At 69.7% G+C, this 18,940-nt stretch carries 14 protein-coding genes and 1 pseudogene; 13 read left to right on the forward strand and 2 right to left on the reverse strand.

The features are described from left to right. Positions 1-14: 14 nt before the first annotated feature. The 3 genes and pseudogenes from AOQ53_RS20285 to AOQ53_RS20295 form a co-directional block, all read left to right on the forward strand. Complete coding sequence (locus AOQ53_RS20285) at positions 15-1,280, forward strand: N-acylneuraminate cytidylyltransferase (protein WP_059419260.1); 1,266 nt, start codon at positions 15-17, stop codon at positions 1,278-1,280. A gap of 13 nt (positions 1,281-1,293) precedes the next feature. After that, entirely contained in the window at positions 1,294-2,232 is a 939-nt protein-coding gene (locus tag AOQ53_RS20290) for an N-acetylneuraminate synthase family protein (protein WP_059419262.1), read from the forward strand. 48 nt (positions 2,233-2,280) lie between these two features. Further along, a pseudogene (locus AOQ53_RS20295) lies at positions 2,281-3,339 on the forward strand (hypothetical protein); the annotation flags it as partial. Between the two features lie 330 nt (positions 3,340-3,669). On the opposite strand, the gene AOQ53_RS20300 reads toward AOQ53_RS20295, so the two are convergent. Further along, the gene (locus AOQ53_RS20300) at positions 3,670-4,350 is read right to left on the reverse strand and encodes a class I SAM-dependent DNA methyltransferase (RefSeq protein ID WP_059419266.1); all 681 of its coding nucleotides are present in this window, start codon (positions 4,348-4,350) and stop codon (positions 3,670-3,672) included. A 300-nt stretch (positions 4,351-4,650) separates the two neighbouring features. On the opposite strand from AOQ53_RS20300, the gene AOQ53_RS20305 reads away from it, so the two are divergent. The 10 genes from AOQ53_RS20305 to AOQ53_RS20350 all read left to right on the forward strand — a co-directional run bounded on the left by AOQ53_RS20305 (position 4,651) and on the right by AOQ53_RS20350 (position 17,952). Continuing rightward, positions 4,651-5,883: a M20 family metallopeptidase gene (locus AOQ53_RS20305; RefSeq protein ID WP_059419267.1), complete on the forward strand. Its 1,233-nt coding sequence runs from the start codon at positions 4,651-4,653 to the stop codon at positions 5,881-5,883. Positions 5,884-6,409: 526 nt separating this feature from the next. After that, the gene (locus AOQ53_RS20310; RefSeq protein ID WP_063888918.1) at positions 6,410-7,453 is read left to right on the forward strand and encodes a BMP family lipoprotein; all 1,044 of its coding nucleotides are present in this window, start codon (positions 6,410-6,412) and stop codon (positions 7,451-7,453) included. Between the two features lie 306 nt (positions 7,454-7,759). Further along, the gene (locus AOQ53_RS20315) at positions 7,760-8,806 is read left to right on the forward strand and encodes a BMP family lipoprotein (RefSeq protein WP_059419272.1); all 1,047 of its coding nucleotides are present in this window, start codon (positions 7,760-7,762) and stop codon (positions 8,804-8,806) included. Between the two features lie 212 nt (positions 8,807-9,018). Continuing rightward, positions 9,019-10,590, forward strand: a complete 1,572-nt coding sequence (locus tag AOQ53_RS20320; RefSeq protein ID WP_059419274.1) for an ABC transporter ATP-binding protein — start codon at positions 9,019-9,021, stop codon at positions 10,588-10,590. Beyond that, entirely contained in the window at positions 10,590-11,711 is a 1,122-nt protein-coding gene (locus tag AOQ53_RS20325) for an ABC transporter permease (protein WP_059419276.1), read from the forward strand. Before AOQ53_RS20320 ends, AOQ53_RS20325 begins: the two co-directional genes overlap by 1 nt. Beyond that, positions 11,708-12,973 (forward strand): ABC transporter permease, encoded by a 1,266-nt coding sequence (locus AOQ53_RS20330; RefSeq protein ID WP_059419277.1) that lies wholly within the window; start codon positions 11,708-11,710, stop codon positions 12,971-12,973. The genes AOQ53_RS20325 and AOQ53_RS20330 overlap by 4 nt, the downstream gene beginning before the upstream one ends. Next, positions 12,970-13,374: a cytidine deaminase gene (locus AOQ53_RS20335; RefSeq protein ID WP_059419279.1), complete on the forward strand. Its 405-nt coding sequence runs from the start codon at positions 12,970-12,972 to the stop codon at positions 13,372-13,374. Before AOQ53_RS20330 ends, AOQ53_RS20335 begins: the two co-directional genes overlap by 4 nt. 91 nt (positions 13,375-13,465) lie before the next feature. Beyond that, on the forward strand, positions 13,466-14,743 hold the full coding sequence (locus AOQ53_RS20340; RefSeq protein WP_174523320.1) for a thymidine phosphorylase: 1,278 nt from the start codon (positions 13,466-13,468) through the stop codon (positions 14,741-14,743). 769 nt (positions 14,744-15,512) lie between these two features. Continuing rightward, complete coding sequence (gene ltrA, locus AOQ53_RS20345; RefSeq protein ID WP_059419282.1) at positions 15,513-17,276, forward strand: group II intron reverse transcriptase/maturase; 1,764 nt, start codon at positions 15,513-15,515, stop codon at positions 17,274-17,276. A 91-nt stretch (positions 17,277-17,367) separates the two neighbouring features. Next, entirely contained in the window at positions 17,368-17,952 is a 585-nt protein-coding gene (locus tag AOQ53_RS20350) for a Uma2 family endonuclease (protein WP_059419306.1), read from the forward strand. A gap of 3 nt (positions 17,953-17,955) precedes the next feature. Here AOQ53_RS20350 and AOQ53_RS20355 read toward each other — a convergent pair whose 3' ends face one another. Next, a complete protein-coding gene (locus AOQ53_RS20355; RefSeq protein ID WP_059419284.1) occupies positions 17,956-18,876 on the reverse strand; it encodes an AEC family transporter in 921 nt (306 codons plus the stop codon). Between the last annotated feature and the right edge of the window lie 64 nt (positions 18,877-18,940).

Genomic DNA, 18,940 nt, shown 5'->3' on the forward strand with positions numbered 1-18,940 from the left:
AAGGAGTAGACCCCATGTCCCACCCGGAAGCGGGCACAGGCGCCTCGGTGCGCCGCGTGCTCGCGGTGATCCCCGCGCGCGGCGGCTCCAAGGGCGTGCCCGCGAAGAACCTCCTCCCCGTCGGCGGCGTCCCGCTGGTGGCGCGGGCGGTGCGCGAGTGCCGCGCCGCCCGGCTCGTGACGGACGTCGTGGTCTCCACCGACGACCAGGCCATCGCCTCCGCCGCCCGTCAGGCCGGCGCCGAGGTCGTGCTGCGGCCCGCCGCCATCGCCGGCGACACGGCCACCTCCGAGGCCGCCGTCCTGCACGCCATGGACGCGCACGAGGCCCTGCACGGCTCGGTTGTGGACGTCGTGCTGCTGGTGCAGTGCACCAGCCCGTTCATCACCCGCGAGGACGTGGACGGAGTCGCCGCGGCCATCGTCGAGAACGGCGCCGACACGGCCCTCACCGTGGCGCCGTTCCACGGCTTCGTCTGGCGCGACGCCGAGGACGAGGTCACGGCCGGTACCGTCGCGGAGGCCGACGCGGCCGTCGGCGGCGGCTACGGCGTCAACCACGACAAGTCCTTCCGTCCGCGCCGCCAGGACCGCCCCCAGGACCTGCTGGAGACCGGCGCCGCCTACGCCATGGAGGCGGTCGGCTTCCGCAAGCACCAGCACCGCTTCTTCGGCCGGACCGAACTGGTCCGCACCGACGCCGCGCGCGTGCTGGAGGTCGACGACCCGCACGACCTCGCCCGCGCCCGGGCCCTCGCGCCGCTCTTCGACGCGGACCGGCCCGGCGCGCTCCCGACCGCCGACGACATCGACGCGGTCGTCCTCGACTTCGACGGCACCCAGACCGACGACCGGGTGCTGGTCGACTCCGACGGACGGGAGTTCGTCTCCGTGCACCGCGGGGACGGACTCGGCATCGCGGCCCTCCGCAGGAGCGGCCTGAAGATGCTGATCCTGTCCACGGAACAGAACCCTGTGGTCGCCGCCCGGGCCCGGAAGCTCAAGCTCCCGGTGCTGCACGGCATCGACCGCAAGGACCTCGCGCTGAAGCAGTGGTGCGAGGAGCAGGGCATCGCGCCGGAGCGCGTGCTCTACGTCGGCAACGACGTCAATGACCTCCCGTGCTTCGCCCTCGTGGGCTGGCCCGTGGCGGTCGCGAGCGCCCACGACGTCGTGCGCGGCGCCGCACGCGCGGTCACCACCGTCCCCGGTGGTGACGGCGCGATCCGAGAGATCGCCAGCTGGATCCTCGGCCCCTCTCTCGATTCCCTCACCAAGTAAGGACATCTCTGCCATGAGCACCAACTCCCGTATCCGTCAGTTCGGTTCGCGCGAGGTCGGCCCGGGCAAGCCCGTCTACGTCTGCGGCGAGATCGGCATCAACCACAACGGCGAGCTCGAGAACGCGTTCAAGCTGATCGACGCGGCCGCCGAGGCCGGCTGCGACGCGGTCAAGTTCCAGAAGCGCACCCCGGAGATCTGCACCCCGCGCGACCAGTGGGACATCGAGCGCGACACGCCCTGGGGCCGGATGACGTACATCGACTACCGCCACCGCGTGGAGTTCGGTGAGGACGAGTACCGCCAGATCGACGAGTACTGCAAGACCAAGAACATCGACTGGTTCGCCTCCCCGTGGGACACCGAGGCCGTCGCCTTCCTGGAGAAGTTCGACGTCCCCGCCCACAAGGTCGCCTCCGCCTCGCTCACCGACGACGAGCTGCTGCGCGCCCTGCGCGCCACCAACCGCGCGGTGATCCTCTCCACCGGCATGTCGACCCCGAAGCAGATCCGCCACGCGGTCGAGGTCCTCGGCTCCGACAACATCCTGATGTGCCACGCCACGTCGACCTACCCGGCGAAGGCCGAGGAGCTCAACCTGCGCGTCATCAACACCCTGGAGCGGGAGTACCCGAACGTCCCGATCGGCTACTCCGGCCACGAGACGGGCCTGCAGACCACGCTGGCCGCCGTCGCGCTGGGCGCGGTGTTCGTCGAGCGTCACATCACCCTCGACCGCGCCATGTGGGGCTCGGACCAGGCCGCCTCCGTGGAGCCGCAGGGCCTCACCCGCCTCGTCCGCGACATCCGCACCATCGAGGCCTCCCTCGGCGACGGGGTGAAGAAGGTCTACGAGTCCGAGCTGGCCCCGATGAAGAAGCTGCGCCGCGTCGCCGGTGTGGTCGCCGAGGCGGAGATCGCCGACGCGGCGGGCGAGCCGGTAGGCGTCTGAGCGCACACCCCCCACACAACCCCCTTACGACGGGACGGTCGTACGTCGATGAGCCCCCGCGCCGGGAATGCCGGCCCCCACACTCTCGCGTTCGTCGAGAGTCCGGTACAGCTGCTGAACGTGCTGGAGTGGGCGCACGCGCATGCGCCCGGCGTGGGGCTCACCCTCGTGGTGCTGTCACCCGTCGACCCGATGACGCGCGGCCAGCTGCGGCGGATGTCCGACCTGGCCCGCGACGAGGGGCACGAGGTCCGCTGGGAGGAGGCGCGCGGCGGCCCCTTGGCGCCCTTCCAGACCATCGGCGGCCTGGCCGGCCTGCTCCGCAGGGCGCGCCGGGTGGTGCTGGGGGACCCCTTCTCCCGCTACGTCCAACTGCTGCTGACGATCACCCGGGTCCGCGACCTGGTGGTCGTCGACGACGGCACGGCGACCATGGAGTTCGTCGGCCAGCTGGCCCGGGGCGAACGGCTGGTGCGCTGGCACCGCAAGGGCGGCCGCCCCGGCCCGCGGGACCTGATCTTCGCGCCGGTGTCGGCCTCGGCCCGCCGCCGCCTGACCCCCGGCGGCAACCGCAACGTCGAGATCTTCTCCTCCATGCCGATGGAGGAGACCCCGGCGGGCGTCACCGTCAGCGCCAACGACTTCACCTGGACCCGGGCCCGCTTCGGCCCGCCCCGCATCACCAAGGGCGCCGACATGGTCGGCACGTCCCTGGTGGAGACGGGCGTGGTCGACGACGACCGCTACCTGGAGGCCGTCCGCGCCCTGGCCAGGGCCCACGGTGCCACCCGCTACTTCGCCCACCGCCGCGAGAGCACGGACAAGCTCCGCCGGCTCGCGGTCGAGACCGGCCTGGAGATCGTCCGCCCCGAACTCCCCCTCGAACTGATCGCCCGCCGCGGCCCCATCGGCCGGACGATCCTCAGCTTCCCCTCCACGGTCGTCCACACCCTCCCCCTCGCCCTCTCCGGCACCGAGGTCCGAGTCGCGGTCTGCGACATCGACCCGACCTGGCTGACCGACCACGCCTCCCCTCGCGCCCAGGGCTTCCTGTCGGGGGTGACGGGGGCGGCGCGGGACGTGCATCGGTTGTCTACGGCCGGGGCGGGGGGTCAGGAAGATGTGACTGGTCCGGCCGGCGCGACTGGCTCGGCGGGTGCGGCTGGCCCGGCGGAAACGGCTGGCCCGGGGAGTATCGCCGGCACGGGCATGACGGGCTCGGCCGGGACAGCGGACTCGGCGAGCATGGCCGGGACGCCGGGTACGGCGGACAAGGTCGGCCCGTCCGGGACGGCAGGCTCGGCAGGTATGGCCGGCCCGGCGGGTGCGGTGGCTGCCGGCTGAGGGACCGGAGGCGCCTCGGGAGCCGACGGGGTCAGGCGGACGGCCGGGCGGCCAGGCGGTTCAGGCAGACCTCGCGGACCTGGCGGCCAGGGTTCACGTTCCGGCAGACGCCGGCTTGCGGGCCAGCAGGAACGCCCGAGGGCGTTGCTCCTCGCCCTCGGGCTCCCGCAGCACTCGTGAGTGGAGCTCCAGGCCGGCCTTCGTAAGGTGCGCCGCGACGGTCTCCGGGGTGCGCCAGTAGTAGTCGAGGGAGATCTCCTGCCCGAAGCGCTCGGTGAAGTGCGCACGGCCGTCCTCGGTACCGGACTGGAACCCGAGCAGCACGGGCGCACCCGGCACCAGGACGCGGTGGAACCCGGCGAAGACCGAGGGCAGATGGTCGTCGGGCACATGGATGATCGAGTACAGCGCGACGATGCCGCCGAGTGTCTCGTCCGGCAGGTCCAGGGCCGTCATCGAACCGACGTGGAACCGCAGCCCCGGATGCGCCTGGCGGGCCAGGGCCACCATGCGGGGCGAGACGTCCACCCCGAACACCGGCAGCCCCGACTCGTGCAGCCGGGCCGCCACGTATCCGGGCCCGCTGCCGATGTCGGCGACCGGGGGCTGCACCGGCGCTCCGGGCGCACGTACCAGGTCGACGAAGGCCGTCAGAAGGGCTCGCTCCAGCGGCCTTCCGGCCAGACTGTCCGGGAACCCGGCAGCGTAGTCCTCGGCGATGGCGTCGTACGAGGCCTGGGTGGACTGGACGAAATCGGGGCTGTAGGCGCGCACGGGGCGCACACTATCGGGGCCGTGCGTCCGCCAGACGAACAAGGCAGTGTTCCCCGCGCAGGGCGTGGTATCCGTGAAGGAGGATGGGTGGATACCGGCGCCATGAGTCAGGTGTGGTTGATGTCACACACCGTTGGTTGTGGTGACCGGCTCGGCCCTAAAAGCAGGCCAGCATACCCATCTGAGTTGATAGCTATGCGTTCGGCGGTCATATTTTCTTCCCCGAACGGGTTGAAGTTTTGTTGATCGGGGGTCGGACGACCGCCCTGGCGCCCTACCCTTCAGAGGGTGAAGCAATTGATGTCATTGGAGTCCGAGGTCGATCTTCCCGCGGGAGCCGTGCTTCCCGGCGCGCTGCCCGACGCTCTGCGCGCCGAGCTCATCGCGTTCCGACGCGACCTGCACATGCACCCGGAGCTGGGCAACCAGGAGTTCCGCACGACAGCCGCGATCAAGGAGCGGCTCGAGCAGGCCGGCCTCAAGCCGCGCGTACTCGCCGTCGGGACAGGACTCGTCTGTGACATCGGCCTGGAGGGCGAACAGTGGGACGGGGGCCCCAGCATGCTCGCCATGCGGGCCGACATCGACGGCCTGCCCATCCCCGACATGAAGAGCGAGTGCCCGTACCGCTCGACCGTGCCCGACCGCGCGCACGCCTGCGGCCACGACGTGCACACCACCGTCGTCCTCGGTGCCGGTCTCGTCCTCGCCGAACTGCACAAGCAGGGTCTGCTGCCCCGTCCCGTCCGGCTGATCTTCCAGCCCGCCGAGGAGGTACTGCCCGGCGGTGCCGCCGACGTCATCAAGTGCGGGGCGCTGGAGGGGGTCGGCGCGATCGTCGCCGTGCACTGCGACCCCCGCGTGGACGCGGGGCAGGTCGGGCTCCGGGAGGGTCCCATCACCTCCGCCTGCGACCGGTTGGAGATCGCCCTGAACGGCCCGGGCGGCCACACGGCCCGCCCCCACCTGACGACCGACCTGGTCACCGCGGCCGCCCGCGTCGTCACGGACGTACCGGCCCTGGTCAGCCGGCGCTTCGACAGCCGGAGCGGGCTCGCCATCACCTGGGGCCGTGTCGAGTCCGGGCACGCGCCCAACGTCATCCCGCAGCACGCCGAGCTCTCCGGCACGGTGCGGTGCCTCGACATCGAGGCGTGGCGGCAGGCTCCCGACGTCGTGGTCGCGGCGATCGACGAGGTCGCCAACCTGCACCGCGCCAAGTCGGAGATCAACTACGTCCGCGGCGTCCCGCCCGTCGTCAACGAGCCCGGCGTGACCGAGCTGCTGCGCGACGCCATGATCGCCCGACGCGGCGTCGAGTCGGTCGTCGGCACGGAGCAGAGCCTCGGCGGCGAGGACTTCTCCTGGTACCTGGAGCACGTCCCCGGGGCCATGGCCCGCCTGGGCGTACGCACCCCCGGCGAACGCCAGGTGCGCGACCTCCACCAGGGCGACTTCGACGTGGACGAGTCCGCGATCAAGGTAGGCGTGGAACTCTTCACCGCCGCAGCCCTCGTCAACGGCCTGCGCTGAGGCCGACCGCCGGGTTGCCAGGAGGACCCGCGCGACGCACCCGCCCTTGGCCCGCCCGCCCGGTCGGCACTTGTCTTGGCGGACAGGTGACTGCGGGTTTGTGAGTGCGGGCGGGCCTGGGCGTGGCGGGTGGGTGTCCGTGGTTTGTGGGTGCGGGCGGCTCTTGGCGACCGAGTCCCACCCGATGCCGGCGCTCGCCCGGTGGAGCTTCCGGGTGTTGCCCGGTGCCCGCCCCGTCTCCGCCCGACGCCCGCCCCCGCCCGACCGATCCCCCGGCCGCCGCACCCTCCGGTTGCGCCCCGGGCAGCCCCGGGGCAGCCTGGTGCGCGTGACGAGCAGGCATGCGCCGTGTGCCCGAGTACACCTTTCGACCCCGTTCGATCCCGTGGTTCACAAGGGCGTAACCGGCCATCGGCACGAATGGATAACGGCCCCGCGGTGAACCGTTCCCAGGAGTGTCTACGCGCGTTAATGTGCGCCGAACCGAGCACCCGCTGCGGGGCTTTGGAGAATGGGGAGCTTCAAGATGCGTCGGATTTCCAAACTGACCCGCGTCGCGGTGGGGGTCGCGTCGCTCGGGCTCGTCGCCACGGCCTGTGGTGGCACCAGCGGTGAGAGTGGTGGCGGCGACAGCAATGACCGTGGCGTCGCCATCGCGTACGACGTCGGCGGCAAGGGTGACCAGTCCTTCAACGACGCCGCCTACGCCGGCCTGACCAAGGCAAAGGACGAGTTCGGCTACAAGACCGCCGACATCGAGCCCACCGAGGGCGAGACCGACGCGGACAAGGAACAGCGCCTGGTCTCGCTGGCCAAGCAGGGCTACAACCCGGTCATCGGTGTCGGGTACGTCTATGGCCCGGCGATGAAGAAGGCGGCCGCCAGGTACCCGGACACCACCTTCGGCATCGTGGACTCCGTGGTCGAGGCCAAGAACGTCGCCTCCCTCGTCTTCGCCGAGGAGCAGGCCTCGTACCTCGCAGGTGTCGCCGCCGCCAAGGCCACCAAGTCGGACGTCGTCGGCTTCGTGGGCGGTGTGGACATCCCGCTGATCCACAAGTTCGAGGCCGGCTACAAGCAGGGCGTGGAGGACACCAAGCCCGGCGTGCGGGTGCTGTCCCAGTACCTGACCCAGACGGCCGAGGAGGGTGGCTTCGCCAGCCCCGACAAGGGCAAGGCCGCCGCCGAGGGGCAGATCGAGAAGAAGGCGGACGTGCTCTACGCGGCCGCCGGCCTGTCCGGCCAGGGCGTCATCGAGGCCGCCGCCAAGGCGAAGGTCTGGGCGATCGGCGTCGACTCCGACCAGTACAAGCAGGCCCCCCTCGCCCCGTACAAGAACCACATCCTCACCTCCGCCCTCAAGGACGTCGGCGGAGCGGTCTACGCGCTGGCCAAGTCCGTCAAGGACGACAAGCCGCTGACCGGCACGCAGACCTTCGACCTGAAGGTCAACGGCGTCGGCCTCTCCGAGTCGAACCCCGAGTTCGCCAAGGTCGCGGGCCTCAAGGAGGCCGTGGACAAGGCCAAGGAAGGCATCAACGACGGTTCCATCAAGGTCAAGACCGAGTAGTACCTCAACGGTCTGCGGCAGCCGGAGCGGGCGGGCACCCAGGGTGCCCGCCCGCTCCGCCGTTCCCGTGGAGACCAGGAATCGGAGGCCGGGAACCGCGAGCCGGATCACCCAGCGCCACCCTCCGTTCGCAGGCGGCAACGCCCCGGCCAAGGCCGGGTGATGGCTTGGCCACGGGCGCATAACAAGGTGGACAGAAGGGGTTTTCAGGCAGGTCTACGCGCGTTAATCTGCGGCGAAGCCAGCGCCGAAGCTGAACCGTCCCGGCGCTATGCGGCCCCGGTAGTACGACAGGAGCACCCACACATGCGCCGGATTTCCCGGATCACGGTCGCAGGCGCAGCGACCGCCTCCCTGGCCCTCGCCCTCTCCGCCTGCGGCAGCACCTCGACCTCCGGGTCGTCGGACTCGAAGGGGAACAAGGGCCTCGCCATCGCGTACGACGTCGGCGGCAAGGGCGACCAGTCCTTCAACGACGCCGCGTACGCGGGTCTGGAGCAGGCGCAGAAGGAGTTCGGCTACGAGACGGCCGACGTGGAGCCCACCGAGGGCGAGACGGACGCCGACAAGGAGCAGCGCCTGGTCTCGCTGGCGAAGCAGGGCTACAACCCGGTCATCGGCGTCGGCTACGCGTACGCCTCGGCCGTCAAGGGCGCCGCGGAGAAGTTCCCGAAGACCACCTTCGGCATCGTCGACGACGCCACGATCAACACCAAGAACGTCGCCGACCTCGTCTTCAGCGAGGAGCAGGCCTCCTACCTGGCCGGTGTCGCCGCCGCCAAGAGCACCAAGTCGAACGTCGTCGGCTTCGTCGGCGGTGTGGACATCCCGCTGATCCACAAGTTCCAGGCGGGCTTCGCGCAGGGCGTCAAGGACACGAACCCGAAGGTGAAGGTCCTCTCGCAGTACCTGACGCAGACGGCCGAGGAGGGTGGTTTCTCCAGCCCCGACAAGGGCAAGACGGCCGCCGAGGGGCAGATCGAGAAGAAGGCGGACGTCGTCTACGCGGCCGCCGGCCTGTCCGGCCAGGGCGTGATCGAGGCCGCCGCCGCCAAGAAGGTGTGGGCCATCGGCGTGGACTCCGACCAGTACAAGCAGGCCGCCCTCGCCAAGTACAAGGACTTCATCCTCACCTCGGCGATGAAGGACGTCGCCAAGGCGGTGTACAACCTGGCGAAGTCGGTCGAGGACGGCAAGCCCGAGACCGGTATCGTTCGTGGCGATCTGAAGACCGGCGAGGTGAGCCTGTCGGACTCCAACCCGAAGTTCGCGGACGACGCCGAGCTCCAGGCAGCCATCAAGACGGCCAAGGAGAAGATCATCAGCGGCGAGATCAAGGTCAAGAGCAGCTGACGACCGACTGCCTCGAAAGCAGGCGGTAACCCCCGGGGTTACGTCCGCTCGACGGGGTACGGGGAGGCTGCTCCTCGTACCCCGTTGTCGCGGTGCGTCGGCCCCTTTGTATGCCGTAGGGGCGCTACGCGCGTAGACGACCCCCGTCCCCAGGAGAGTGCGCCATCAACGCGTCCAGCAGCCCTCCGGCCGGAGCGGCGGTCAAGGAATCGGTGACCGCCGTCGAGCTCGCCGGGATCACGAAACGTTTCCCGGGCGTCGTGGCCAACCACGACATCCACCTCAGCGTCCGCAAGGGCACCGTGCACGCCCTCGTCGGCGAGAACGGCGCCGGCAAGTCGACGCTGATGAAGATCCTCTACGGCATGCAGAAGCCGGACGAGGGCACCATCGCCGTCGACGGCGAGCAGGTCGCCTTCTCGTCGCCGGCCGACGCCATCGCCCGCGGCATCGGCATGGTCCACCAGCACTTCATGCTCGCCGACAACCTCACGGTCCTCGAGAACGTCGTCCTCGGCAGCGAGAAGCTGTACGGCATCGGCGCCAAGGCCCGCCGCAAGATCAAGGAGCTCTCCGAGCGCTACGGCCTCGACGTCGACCCCGACCTGCTGGTCGAGGAACTCGGCGTCGCCGCCCGCCAGCGCGTGGAGATCCTCAAGGTCCTCTACCGAGGCGCCCGGATCCTCATCCTGGACGAGCCGACCGCCGTGCTCGTGCCGCAGGAGGTCGACGCCCTCTTCGCCAACCTGCGCGAACTGAAGTCCGAGGGCCTGTCGGTCATCTTCATCTCGCACAAGCTCGGCGAGGTGCTCTCCGTCGCCGACGAGATCACCGTCATCCGCCGCGGCACCACCGTCGGCACGGCCGTCCCCGCCGAGACCACCCCGCGCCAGCTCGCGGAGATGATGGTCGGCAGCGAACTGCCCACGCCCGAGACGGCCGAGTCCACGGTCACCGACCGCCCGGTCATCAGCGTCGACAAGCTGCGCCTGGCGGCCCCCGGCGGCAAGGCACTCCTCGACGACATCAGCTTCACCATCCACGCGGGCGAGGTCCTCGGCATCGCCGGCGTCGAGGGCAACGGCCAGACCGAGCTGGTCGACGCGCTCATCGGCCTCAGGCACCCCGACTCCGGCACCATCCGGCTCGCCGACGAGGAGATCACCGCCTGGCCCACCCGCAGGCGCCGCGAGCAGGGCATCGGCTACATCCCCGAGGATCGCCACCGTCACGGCCTGCTCCTGGAGGCACCCCTCTGGGAGAACCGCATCCTCGGCCACGTCACCGAGAAGCCCCTCGCCAAGGGCGTCTGGCTGGACCCGAAGGCGGCCCAGGAGGACACCCGCCGGATCGTCACGGAGTACGACGTCCGCACCCCCGGCATCGACGTCACCGCCGCCTCCCTGTCCGGCGGCAACCAGCAGAAGCTGATCGTCGGCCGCGAGATGAGCCACAAGCCGCGCTTCCTGATCGCCGCCCACCCCACCCGGGGCGTGGACGTCGGCGCCCAGGCCGCCATCTGGGACCACATCCGCGAGGCCCGCCGCGAGGGCCTGGCCGTACTGCTGATCTCCGCCGACCTGGACGAGCTCATCGGCCTGTCCGACACGCTGCGCGTGATCTACAACGGCAAGCTGGTCGCGGACGCCGACCCGGCCACCATCACCCCCGAGGAGCTCGGCTCGGCCATGACCGGCGCCGCCACCGGGCACCTCGAGCACGAAGAGACCCCCGAGATCTCGAAGGCCGACGCCCCCGAGTCTCCGGAAGACGAGGCCCGCTGATGAAGAAGTTCGACAGGGAGCGCGTGCTCCTCGCGGTGGCCGGACCGGTCATCGCGCTCGCCGTGGCCTTCGTCCTGAGCGCGATCGTGCTGGTCGCGTCGGGCAAGAGCCCCGTCGAGCCGTTCGCCCTGATGTTCGAGCAGATCGGCTTCTCGGACATCCAGGTGCTGGTCATCAACCAGGCGTCGATGTACTACATCGCGGCGCTCGCGGTGGCCATCGGCTTCCGGATGAACCTGTTCAACATCGGCGTAGACGGCCAGTACCAGCTCGGCGCGATGCTGGCCGCGATCGTCGGCGCCCACGTCGCCCTGCCGGCCGCCCTCCAGGTCCCGCTGCTGCTCCTGACCGCCGTCCTCACCGGCGCCTTCTGGGCCGGCATCGCCGGTGTCCTCAAGGTCACCCGCGGCGTCAGCGAGGTCGTCGCCACGATCATGCTCAACGCGATCGCCACGTCCGTGATCGCCTACCTGTGGCTGCCGAACGTCTTCGGTGTGAAGGTCGGCAACAACAACACCACCGGCGAGATGCACTCCTCCGGCTGGATCCCCGGCATCGGCATGGGCGCGGCAGGCGAGATCTACGGCCTGGTGCTGCTCGCCGTCCTGCTCGGCATCGGCTACTGGGTCGTCCTCAACCGCACCCGCTTCGGCTTCGACCTGCGCGCCTCCGGCGCCTCGCAGACCGCCGCCGCGGCCAGCGGCGTGGACCCGGGGCGCATGGTGCTCAGCGCCATGCTGATCTCCGGCGGCATCGCGGGCCTCGCCGGCCTGCCGATCCTGCTCGGCGACACCCACACCTACAGCCTGAACTTCCCCACGGGCATCGGCTTCCTCGGCATCGGCATCGCCCTGCTCGGCCGCAACAGCCCCGTGGGCATCGCCTTCGCCGCCCTGCTGTGGGCCTGGCTCGACAAGGCCTCGCCCGAGCTGGACTTCCACGGCTACGACAAGGAGATCGCGGTCATCATGCAGGGCCTGATCGTGCTCTCGGTCGTCGTCTCCTACGAGGCCGTCCGCGAGTGGGGCCTGCGCCGCCAGCAGCGCCGGGTCGGCGCCGAACTGGCCGCCGGTCACGTCCTCGGCAACAACAACACCACGAAGGAGGTGGCTGGCCGATGACCACCGTGACCGACCTCAACCAGCCCACGCTGCAGCCCGCGGCGCCGACCGGCCGCCGCCTGTCGCTGCCCGTCCTGCTGCTGATCATCGCCGGCGGCCTGGCGCTCACCTCGATCGTCCGCCTCATCACCGGCGCCGACGGCATCACCAACGTCAGCCAGATGTCCACCGCGCTCCAACTCGCCGTGCCGATCGGCCTCGCCGGTCTCGGCGGCCTGTGGGCCGAGCGCGCGGGCGTGGTCAACATCGGCCTCGAGGGCATGATGATCCTCGGCACCTGGTTCGGCGCCTGGGCCGGCTTCCAGTGGGGCCCGTGGACCGGTGTCCTGGTCGGCATCCTCGGCGGCGCGATCGGCGGCCTGCTGCACGCCTTCGTGACCGTCACCTTCAACGTCAACCACATCGTCTCCGGTGTGGCCATCAACATCCTCGCCCTCGGCGCCACCCGCTACCTCGCGCCCCTCGCCTTCGAGGGCCACACGGGCGGCTCCGCCAAGCAGTCCCCGGCGGTCGACTCCCTCGGCAGCTTCACGGTGCCGGGCCTGTCCGACGCGCTCAGGGACCTCAACAACCAGGGCTGGTTCTTCGTCTCCGACATCGCCGGCCTGCTCGGCGGCCTGGTCACCAACGTCTCCTGGCTGACCCTGATCGCCGTCGCGCTCATCCCCGGCACCTGGTGGGTGCTGTGGCGCACCGCGTTCGGCCTGCGGCTGCGCTCCTGCGGCGAGAACCCGGTCGCCGCCGAGTCCCTCGGCGTCAACGTCTACAAGTACAAGTACATCGCAGTCGTCATCTCCGGCGGTCTGGCCGGCCTCGGCGGTGTCTTCCTGTCGATCGTCGCGAACCCCTTCTACCTGGAGGGCCAGGTCAGCGGGCGAGGCTTCATCGGCCTCGCGGCGATGATCTTCGGCAACTGGATGCCGGGCGGCCTCGCCCTCGGCGCGGGCCTGTTCGGCTACACCGACAGCCTCAACCTGCGCGGCGGCTCCGCGAACGTCCACGCCCTGCTGCTGCTCGGCGCCCTGCTGCTGGTCATCGGCGCGATCTGGCTCGTGGTCCGCAAGAAGTACGTCCCGGCCGTGGCGACCCTGATCGCCGGCGCCCTGGTGTTCGCCTGGTACGCGAGCACCGACGAGGTCCCGAACCAGGTCGTCTCCGCCACGCCGTACGTCATCACCCTGGTGGTCCTCGCCCTGTCCGCCCAGCGCCTGCGGATGCCGAGGGCGAACGGCATGCCGTACCGGAAGGGGCAGGGCAAGTGACCGGCGCCGGCCCGGAGGTCGACTGGGAGAAGCTGCGCGCCGTGGCCCGGGACGCCATGTCCCGGGCGTACGCCCCCTACTCCGGTTACCCGGTCGGCGTGGCCGCCCTGGTCGACGACGGCCGGATCATCTCCGGCTGCAACGTCGAGAACGCCTCCTACGGACTCGGCCTGTGCGCCGAGTGCGGCCTGGTCTCCGAGCTGCACAACACTGGCGGCGGCCGGCTGACGCACTTCACGTGCGTCGACCGGAACGGCGAGTCGCTGGTCCCGTGCGGCCGCTGCCGCCAGCTGCTGTACGAGTTCGGCGGCCCGGACCTGCTGCTGGAGACCCCGGCGGGGATCCTGCCGCTGTCGGAGATGCTGCCGCAGGCCTTCGGCCCGGAGCACCTCACCAAGTAATCCCCGTGCGGCCCCCCTGAGTTGCTCACGCGACCGGCTCAGGGGGGCCGTACGCTTCTGGAACCCTCGGAAGGAAGCCCAAGCCATGGCCATGGACGCCATCTCCGTCATCCGCACCAAGCGGGACCGCGGCGAACTCAGCGACGAGCAGATCGACTGGGTCATCGACGCGTACACCCGCGGGGAGGTGGCCGACGAGCAGATGTCGGCCCTCGCGATGGCCATCCTGCTCAACGGCATGAACCGCCGCGAGATCGCCCGCTGGACGGCCGCGATGATCGCCTCCGGCGAGCGCATGGACTTCTCGTCCCTGTCCCGCCCGACGGCCGACAAGCACTCCACGGGCGGCGTCGGCGACAAGATCACTCTGCCGCTCGCCCCCCTGGTGGCCGCCTGCGGGGCGGCGGTCCCGCAACTGTCGGGCCGCGGCCTCGGCCACACCGGCGGCACCCTGGACAAGCTGGAGTCGATCCCCGGCTGGCGCGCCCTGCTCTCGAACGAGGAGATGCTGTCCGTCCTGGACGGCACCGGCGCGGTGATCTGCGCCGCGGGCGACGGCCTGGCCCCCGCCGACAAGAAGCTGTACGCACTGCGCGACGTCACGGGCACGGTCGAGGCGATCCCGCTGATCGCCTCCTCGATCATGTCGAAGAAGATCGCGGAGGGCACGGGCTCGCTGGTCCTGGACGTGAAGGTGGGCACGGGCGCCTTCATGAAGACCTTGGAGGACGCCCGGGAACTGGCCTCCACGATGGTCGGCCTGGGCACCGACCACGGCGTGAAGACGGTCGCGCTCCTCACGGACATGTCGACCCCGCTCGGTCTGACGGCCGGCAACGCCCTGGAGGTCCGCGAGTCCGTGGAGGTTCTGGCGGGCGGCGGCCCGGCGGACGTGGTCGAGCTGACGATCGCCCTGGCCCGCGAGATGCTGGACGCCGCCGGAGTGAAGGACGCCGACCCGGCGAAGGCCCTGGCCGACGGCTCGGCGATGGACGTCTGGCGCCGCATGATCACGGCCCAGGGCGGAGACCCGGACGCGGAGCTGCCGGTGGCACGCGAGCGGCACGTCATCAAGGCCCCGGCCTCAGGCGTCCTCACCCGCCTCGACGCCTACGGCATCGGCGTCGCCGCCTGGCGCCTCGGCGCGGGCCGCGCCCGCAAGGAGGACCCGGTCCAGGCGGGCGCGGGCATCGAGATGCACGCCAAGCCGGGCGACACGGTGCGGGAGGGCCAGCCTCTGCTGACCCTGCACACGGACACGCCGGAGCGGTTCACGTACGCGCTGGAGGCGGTGGCGGGCTCGTACGACATCGCCGCGCCGGGCACGGACTTCACGGCGTCGCCGGTGGTGCTGGAACGTATCGCCTGACCAGGCGGTTTCTCCTTCGGGTGAACGGGATCGGTGGACCCCCGCCGGTCCCGTTCGGCATGCTGGGATCGGTGACGCACCGATAGGAGACCGCCAGTGCGACACGAAGTCGCTCCACCTAAGTGGATGACCCGCAGGAGGAAAGACGGTCATGAGCAGGTCATCCCGGACCAGTGTCCAAGGTCCGTCCCCACTTCCGCATGCGTCGCTGGCAACGGCGGGGTGTGAAGCCGGAAGCGTAAGCCCAAGAGCGGCACGGCCATCGGGCCGCAACAGGCCAGGGGAAGACCGGACGGGCTAATGCGAATGAACCCTTGACGAAATCTCGTAACTCCTGTGCCGCGTCGATGGTGAGCTGTCGGCGGCAGACAGGCCCTGGCGCGGAAGAGCGCACGACGACCCCTGAGGATTGGTGCTGAAGGGGGAGGACACCGTCGGGCCCGGGATTAAGAGGGAGCCCACCCCGGTCGCATCTTGTGGGAGTGGAACGTGGAAACCCCGTTGGAGTCCGGGAGTGATCTCGGTAAGCCGGAGGTAACGAAGGACCAACCCTCCAGCGGGACAGGATGATCCGAGAAGCGAACGCCGACAGGGCGAAAGCCCAGGGGAAAAGGACGCGGAATCCTCCGCCGCGTCCCATAACTCGTCGGATACGGGGCCGATGCCCCGGCCCGAAAGGGAGCCCACGCGGATCAGGTAGGCCCGTGATGAAGAACTGCGAAGAACCCTGAACCGAAGGGCAAGTTGGATGCCGAAGGCAGGTGTGGCAATGACCGTTATGACGGCGATGCCTCCCACGACGGCGAACGGACCGGAGGACTACGCCCAGACCTGGCACAGCATCGACTGGGCCAAGGCGGAGGCGTCGGTACGGCGACTGAGGCAGCGCATCTTCACAGCCACGCAGGAAGGGGACCTGAAGAAGGTCCGGAACTTGCAGAAGCTGTTGCTGCGGTCTTACTCGAACACGCTCGTGAGCGTGAAACGGGTGACGCAGCAGAGCACAGGCCGTCGGACAGCAGGGATTGACCAAGAACGTGCGCTCACTCCGAGCGCGCGAGGGCGACTGGCCGCTGAAATCGCAGCGGAGCGTTGTCCTGGAAAGCCCCTGCCCGTCCGGCGCGTGTACATTCCCAAAGCCAACGGAAAGCAGCGCCCCTTGGGCGTTCCAGTCATCCGTGACCGGGTCCGCCAGGCCCGCGTCAAGAATGCGTTGGAACCCGAGTGGGAAGCCCGGTTCGAGCAACGAAGCTACGGCTTCCGCCCCGGCCGGGGCTGTCATGACGCGATCGGCGCCATCTTCAATATCGCGGGCCAGAAACGCGCCAAGCGGTTATGGGTGCTCGATGCTGATCTGACAGCGGCGTTCGACCGTATTTCCCACGACCACCTGATGAGCCTCATCGGTACCTTCCCGGCACGGGAAGCGATCCGAGGATGGCTCAAGGCGGGAGTGATGGACTGCGGACGATTTTCGCCCACCGATGAGGGAACTCCCCAGGGTGGTGTGATCAGCCCGCTGCTGCTCAACGTGGCCTTGCACGGCATGGAGACAGCGGCCGGACATATCACGGACGGACGCTCCAACAGGTCCCGAAGGGATGCCCCGGTGCTGGTTCGGTACGCGGATGACTTCGCTGTTTTCTGCCACAGCGAGGAAGAAGCGCACCGGGTCAGGGAGCAGTTGTCTCAGTGGATGGCCCCGCGCGGGGTCGCCTTCAACGAGGAGAAGACATCCGTCATCCACCTCGAAGAAGGTTTCGACTTCCTCGGGTTCAACATCCGCAGATACAAGGGCATCCTGTTGATCAAGCCGAGCAAGGCGGCTGTGAAGAGGGTCCGGGAACGGCTCCGCAGTGAAGTGGTCGGTCTGAGAGGGTCGAACGCTGGCGCTGTGGTGAGAAGGCTCAACCCGATTATCAAGGGATGGGCCACCTACTACCGGACGGTGGTGTCCAAGGAGACCTTCAAGGCCCTGGATTTCTATGTGTGGACGCTCACGCAGAAGTGGGTCAAACACTCCCACCCGAACAAGCCGAAGGGCTGGCGTCTGGCCAGGCACTACGGCGCTTTCAACTCGACCCGGAAGGACCAGTGGGTCTTCGGTGACCGGGACACCGGCACCTACCTCTACAAGTTCAACTGGACCAGGATCGTCCGGCACGTGATCGTCAAGGAAGGCAACTCCCCTGACGATCCATCGCTGGCCGAGTACTGGGCGAACCGCCGACGCATAAGGATGCCCGGGACCGCCGACAGGTGGACCATCACTCTCGCATCCCGTCAGAAGGGGATCTGCCCGCTGTGTGAACAGCCCCTGATCCCCGATGCCGAGTACACACCGGACAACCCACGCGAGTGGGCCGCCTGGTTCTCGGCATCGATGAAGCCGCTGCACAAGCACCACTTCATCTACCGGCGCGACGGCGGCTCGGACGAGCGGACGAACCTTCGCCTCGTACACGCCGACTGCCATCGCCAGCACCACGCCGGCGACCACAGAAGGGCCAAGCAAGATGACCGACCCGCGTGACTCCAGGGGCCCGCTTGAGCCGGATGCGGTGAACAGCCGCACGTCCGGTTCTGAGGGGGCCGGAGGGCGGCAACGCCCTCCGGCTACCCGACTGAGCGCACTCACCGTGAGCCAGGACCCCGACCAGAACTGGGACGACCTCGTCCGGTTCTGGGAGGACATGGAATGGCCTGAGGGCAGCAAGGTGGAGATCATCGAGGGGATCATCACCGTGTCCCCTGCTCCCGCGTCCCGCCACAACGTGATCGCGGCCCGCATCCAGCGTCGCCTCTACTCCGCGATCCCAGAGGACTGGGAGATCTTCCAGACACTGGCGATCGCCGTACCGTCACGTCTGGGCATGCTCATCCCGGACCTGCTCGTGGCGCCCGTGCAGGAATGCGCGGAGGCGGGCTCCCACATCCCGGCGGCCCTGGCCGAACTCGTCGTCGAGGTGACCTCCAAAGCCAACGCCCGTCACGACCGCGTCAGCAAGCCCGCCGCCTACGCCACGGCCGGAATTCCGCTCTACCTCCTCGTCGACCGCTGGGCTCCCGGAGGCCCCACCGCGACGCTCTACGGGGAGCCGAAGGGCGATGTCTACCGTGTCCTGAGTGCCGTGAAGTTCGGTGATCCCATCAAGCTGCCGGACCCGTTCGACGTGACGATCGACACCGGTGAGTTCCCGGTCGACTGACCGTCACCCCAGCAACGCCGCCACCACCACCAGAACCGGCACCGCCAACACCGTCGACAACAAGATCGACTCCCTCGCCAGCACCTCGCCCACCCGATAGCTGCTCGCGTACGTGAACAGGTTCTGTGCCGCCGGAAGTGCCGACGTCACCACCACGTCGAGCAGGGAGGCGCCGTGGAGCCCGAAGACGCCCGCTGCCAGGGCCCAGGCGACCAGGGGCTGGATGACCGCCTTGAGGGCCACGGCGAGGAGGACAGGGGCCCGTTCCGCGCCGCGCAGCGGAAGCGTGCTGCCGCGCAGGGAGATGCCGAAGGCCAGAAGGACCGCCGGGACCGACATGTTGCCGATCAGGGTGAGCGGGTCCATCAAGGGGCCGGGGACGTGCAGGCCCGACGCCGACGCCGCCACACCGGCCAGGGAGCCCAGCGCTATCGGGTTGCGCAGGGGCGTGAGCAGGCGTTGCCACAGGGGCCGCTTCTCGCCGCCGCTCGCCAGGTCCAGGACCGTCAGCGCCACCGGCGTGACCCCGACCAGCTGGAACAGCAGCACCGGCGCGACCAGTGACGCGTCGCCCAGCACGTACACCGCGATGGGGATGCCGAGGTTCCCCGAGTTGACGTAGCTGGAGCACAGCGCGCCGATCGTCGTCCGGCCCACACCCCAGCCGCGCGCGGCACCCACCGCCACGAAGACACCCGCCACCGCCGCCGTGCTCATCGCCGTGACCAGCAGCCGGTCGGAGAAGATCACCGACAGGTCGGCCCGGGCGAGTGTCGTGAAGAGCAGCGCCGGGGACGCCACATGGAAGGCCAGCCTGGTGAGGACCTCGCGTCCGCCGTCGCCCAGATACCCACGGCGGCCGATCAGATAGCCCACCCCGATGACGCCGGCGATCACCGCGAACCCGCTCAGCACCCCCTGCACGACACCCCCTCACCGGCGAGGCGGGCATCGGACAGCACCGGAGGGGCAGGTGCATGGGGCATAC

Origin of the sequence: Streptomyces azureus (assembly GCF_001270025.1) — a bacterium.
In the GTDB taxonomy this organism is placed as follows: Bacteria; Actinomycetota; Actinomycetes; order Streptomycetales; family Streptomycetaceae; genus Streptomyces; species Streptomyces azureus.

Coding starts and splice junctions, on each gene's coding strand:
- AOQ53_RS20285 (WP_059419260.1), top strand. CDS start 15: ATGTCCCACCCGGAAGCGGGCACAGGCGCCTCGGTGCGCCGCGTGCTC.
- AOQ53_RS20290 (WP_059419262.1), top strand. CDS start 1,294: ATGAGCACCAACTCCCGTATCCGTCAGTTCGGTTCGCGCGAGGTCGGC.
- AOQ53_RS20305 (WP_059419267.1), top strand. CDS start 4,651: ATGTCATTGGAGTCCGAGGTCGATCTTCCCGCGGGAGCCGTGCTTCCC.
- AOQ53_RS20310 (WP_063888918.1), top strand. CDS start 6,410: ATGCGTCGGATTTCCAAACTGACCCGCGTCGCGGTGGGGGTCGCGTCG.
- AOQ53_RS20315 (WP_059419272.1), top strand. CDS start 7,760: ATGCGCCGGATTTCCCGGATCACGGTCGCAGGCGCAGCGACCGCCTCC.
- AOQ53_RS20325 (WP_059419276.1), top strand. CDS start 10,590: ATGAAGAAGTTCGACAGGGAGCGCGTGCTCCTCGCGGTGGCCGGACCG.
- AOQ53_RS20330 (WP_059419277.1), top strand. CDS start 11,708: ATGACCACCGTGACCGACCTCAACCAGCCCACGCTGCAGCCCGCGGCG.
- AOQ53_RS20340 (WP_174523320.1), top strand. CDS start 13,466: ATGGACGCCATCTCCGTCATCCGCACCAAGCGGGACCGCGGCGAACTC.
- ltrA (WP_059419282.1), top strand. CDS start 15,513: ATGACCGTTATGACGGCGATGCCTCCCACGACGGCGAACGGACCGGAG.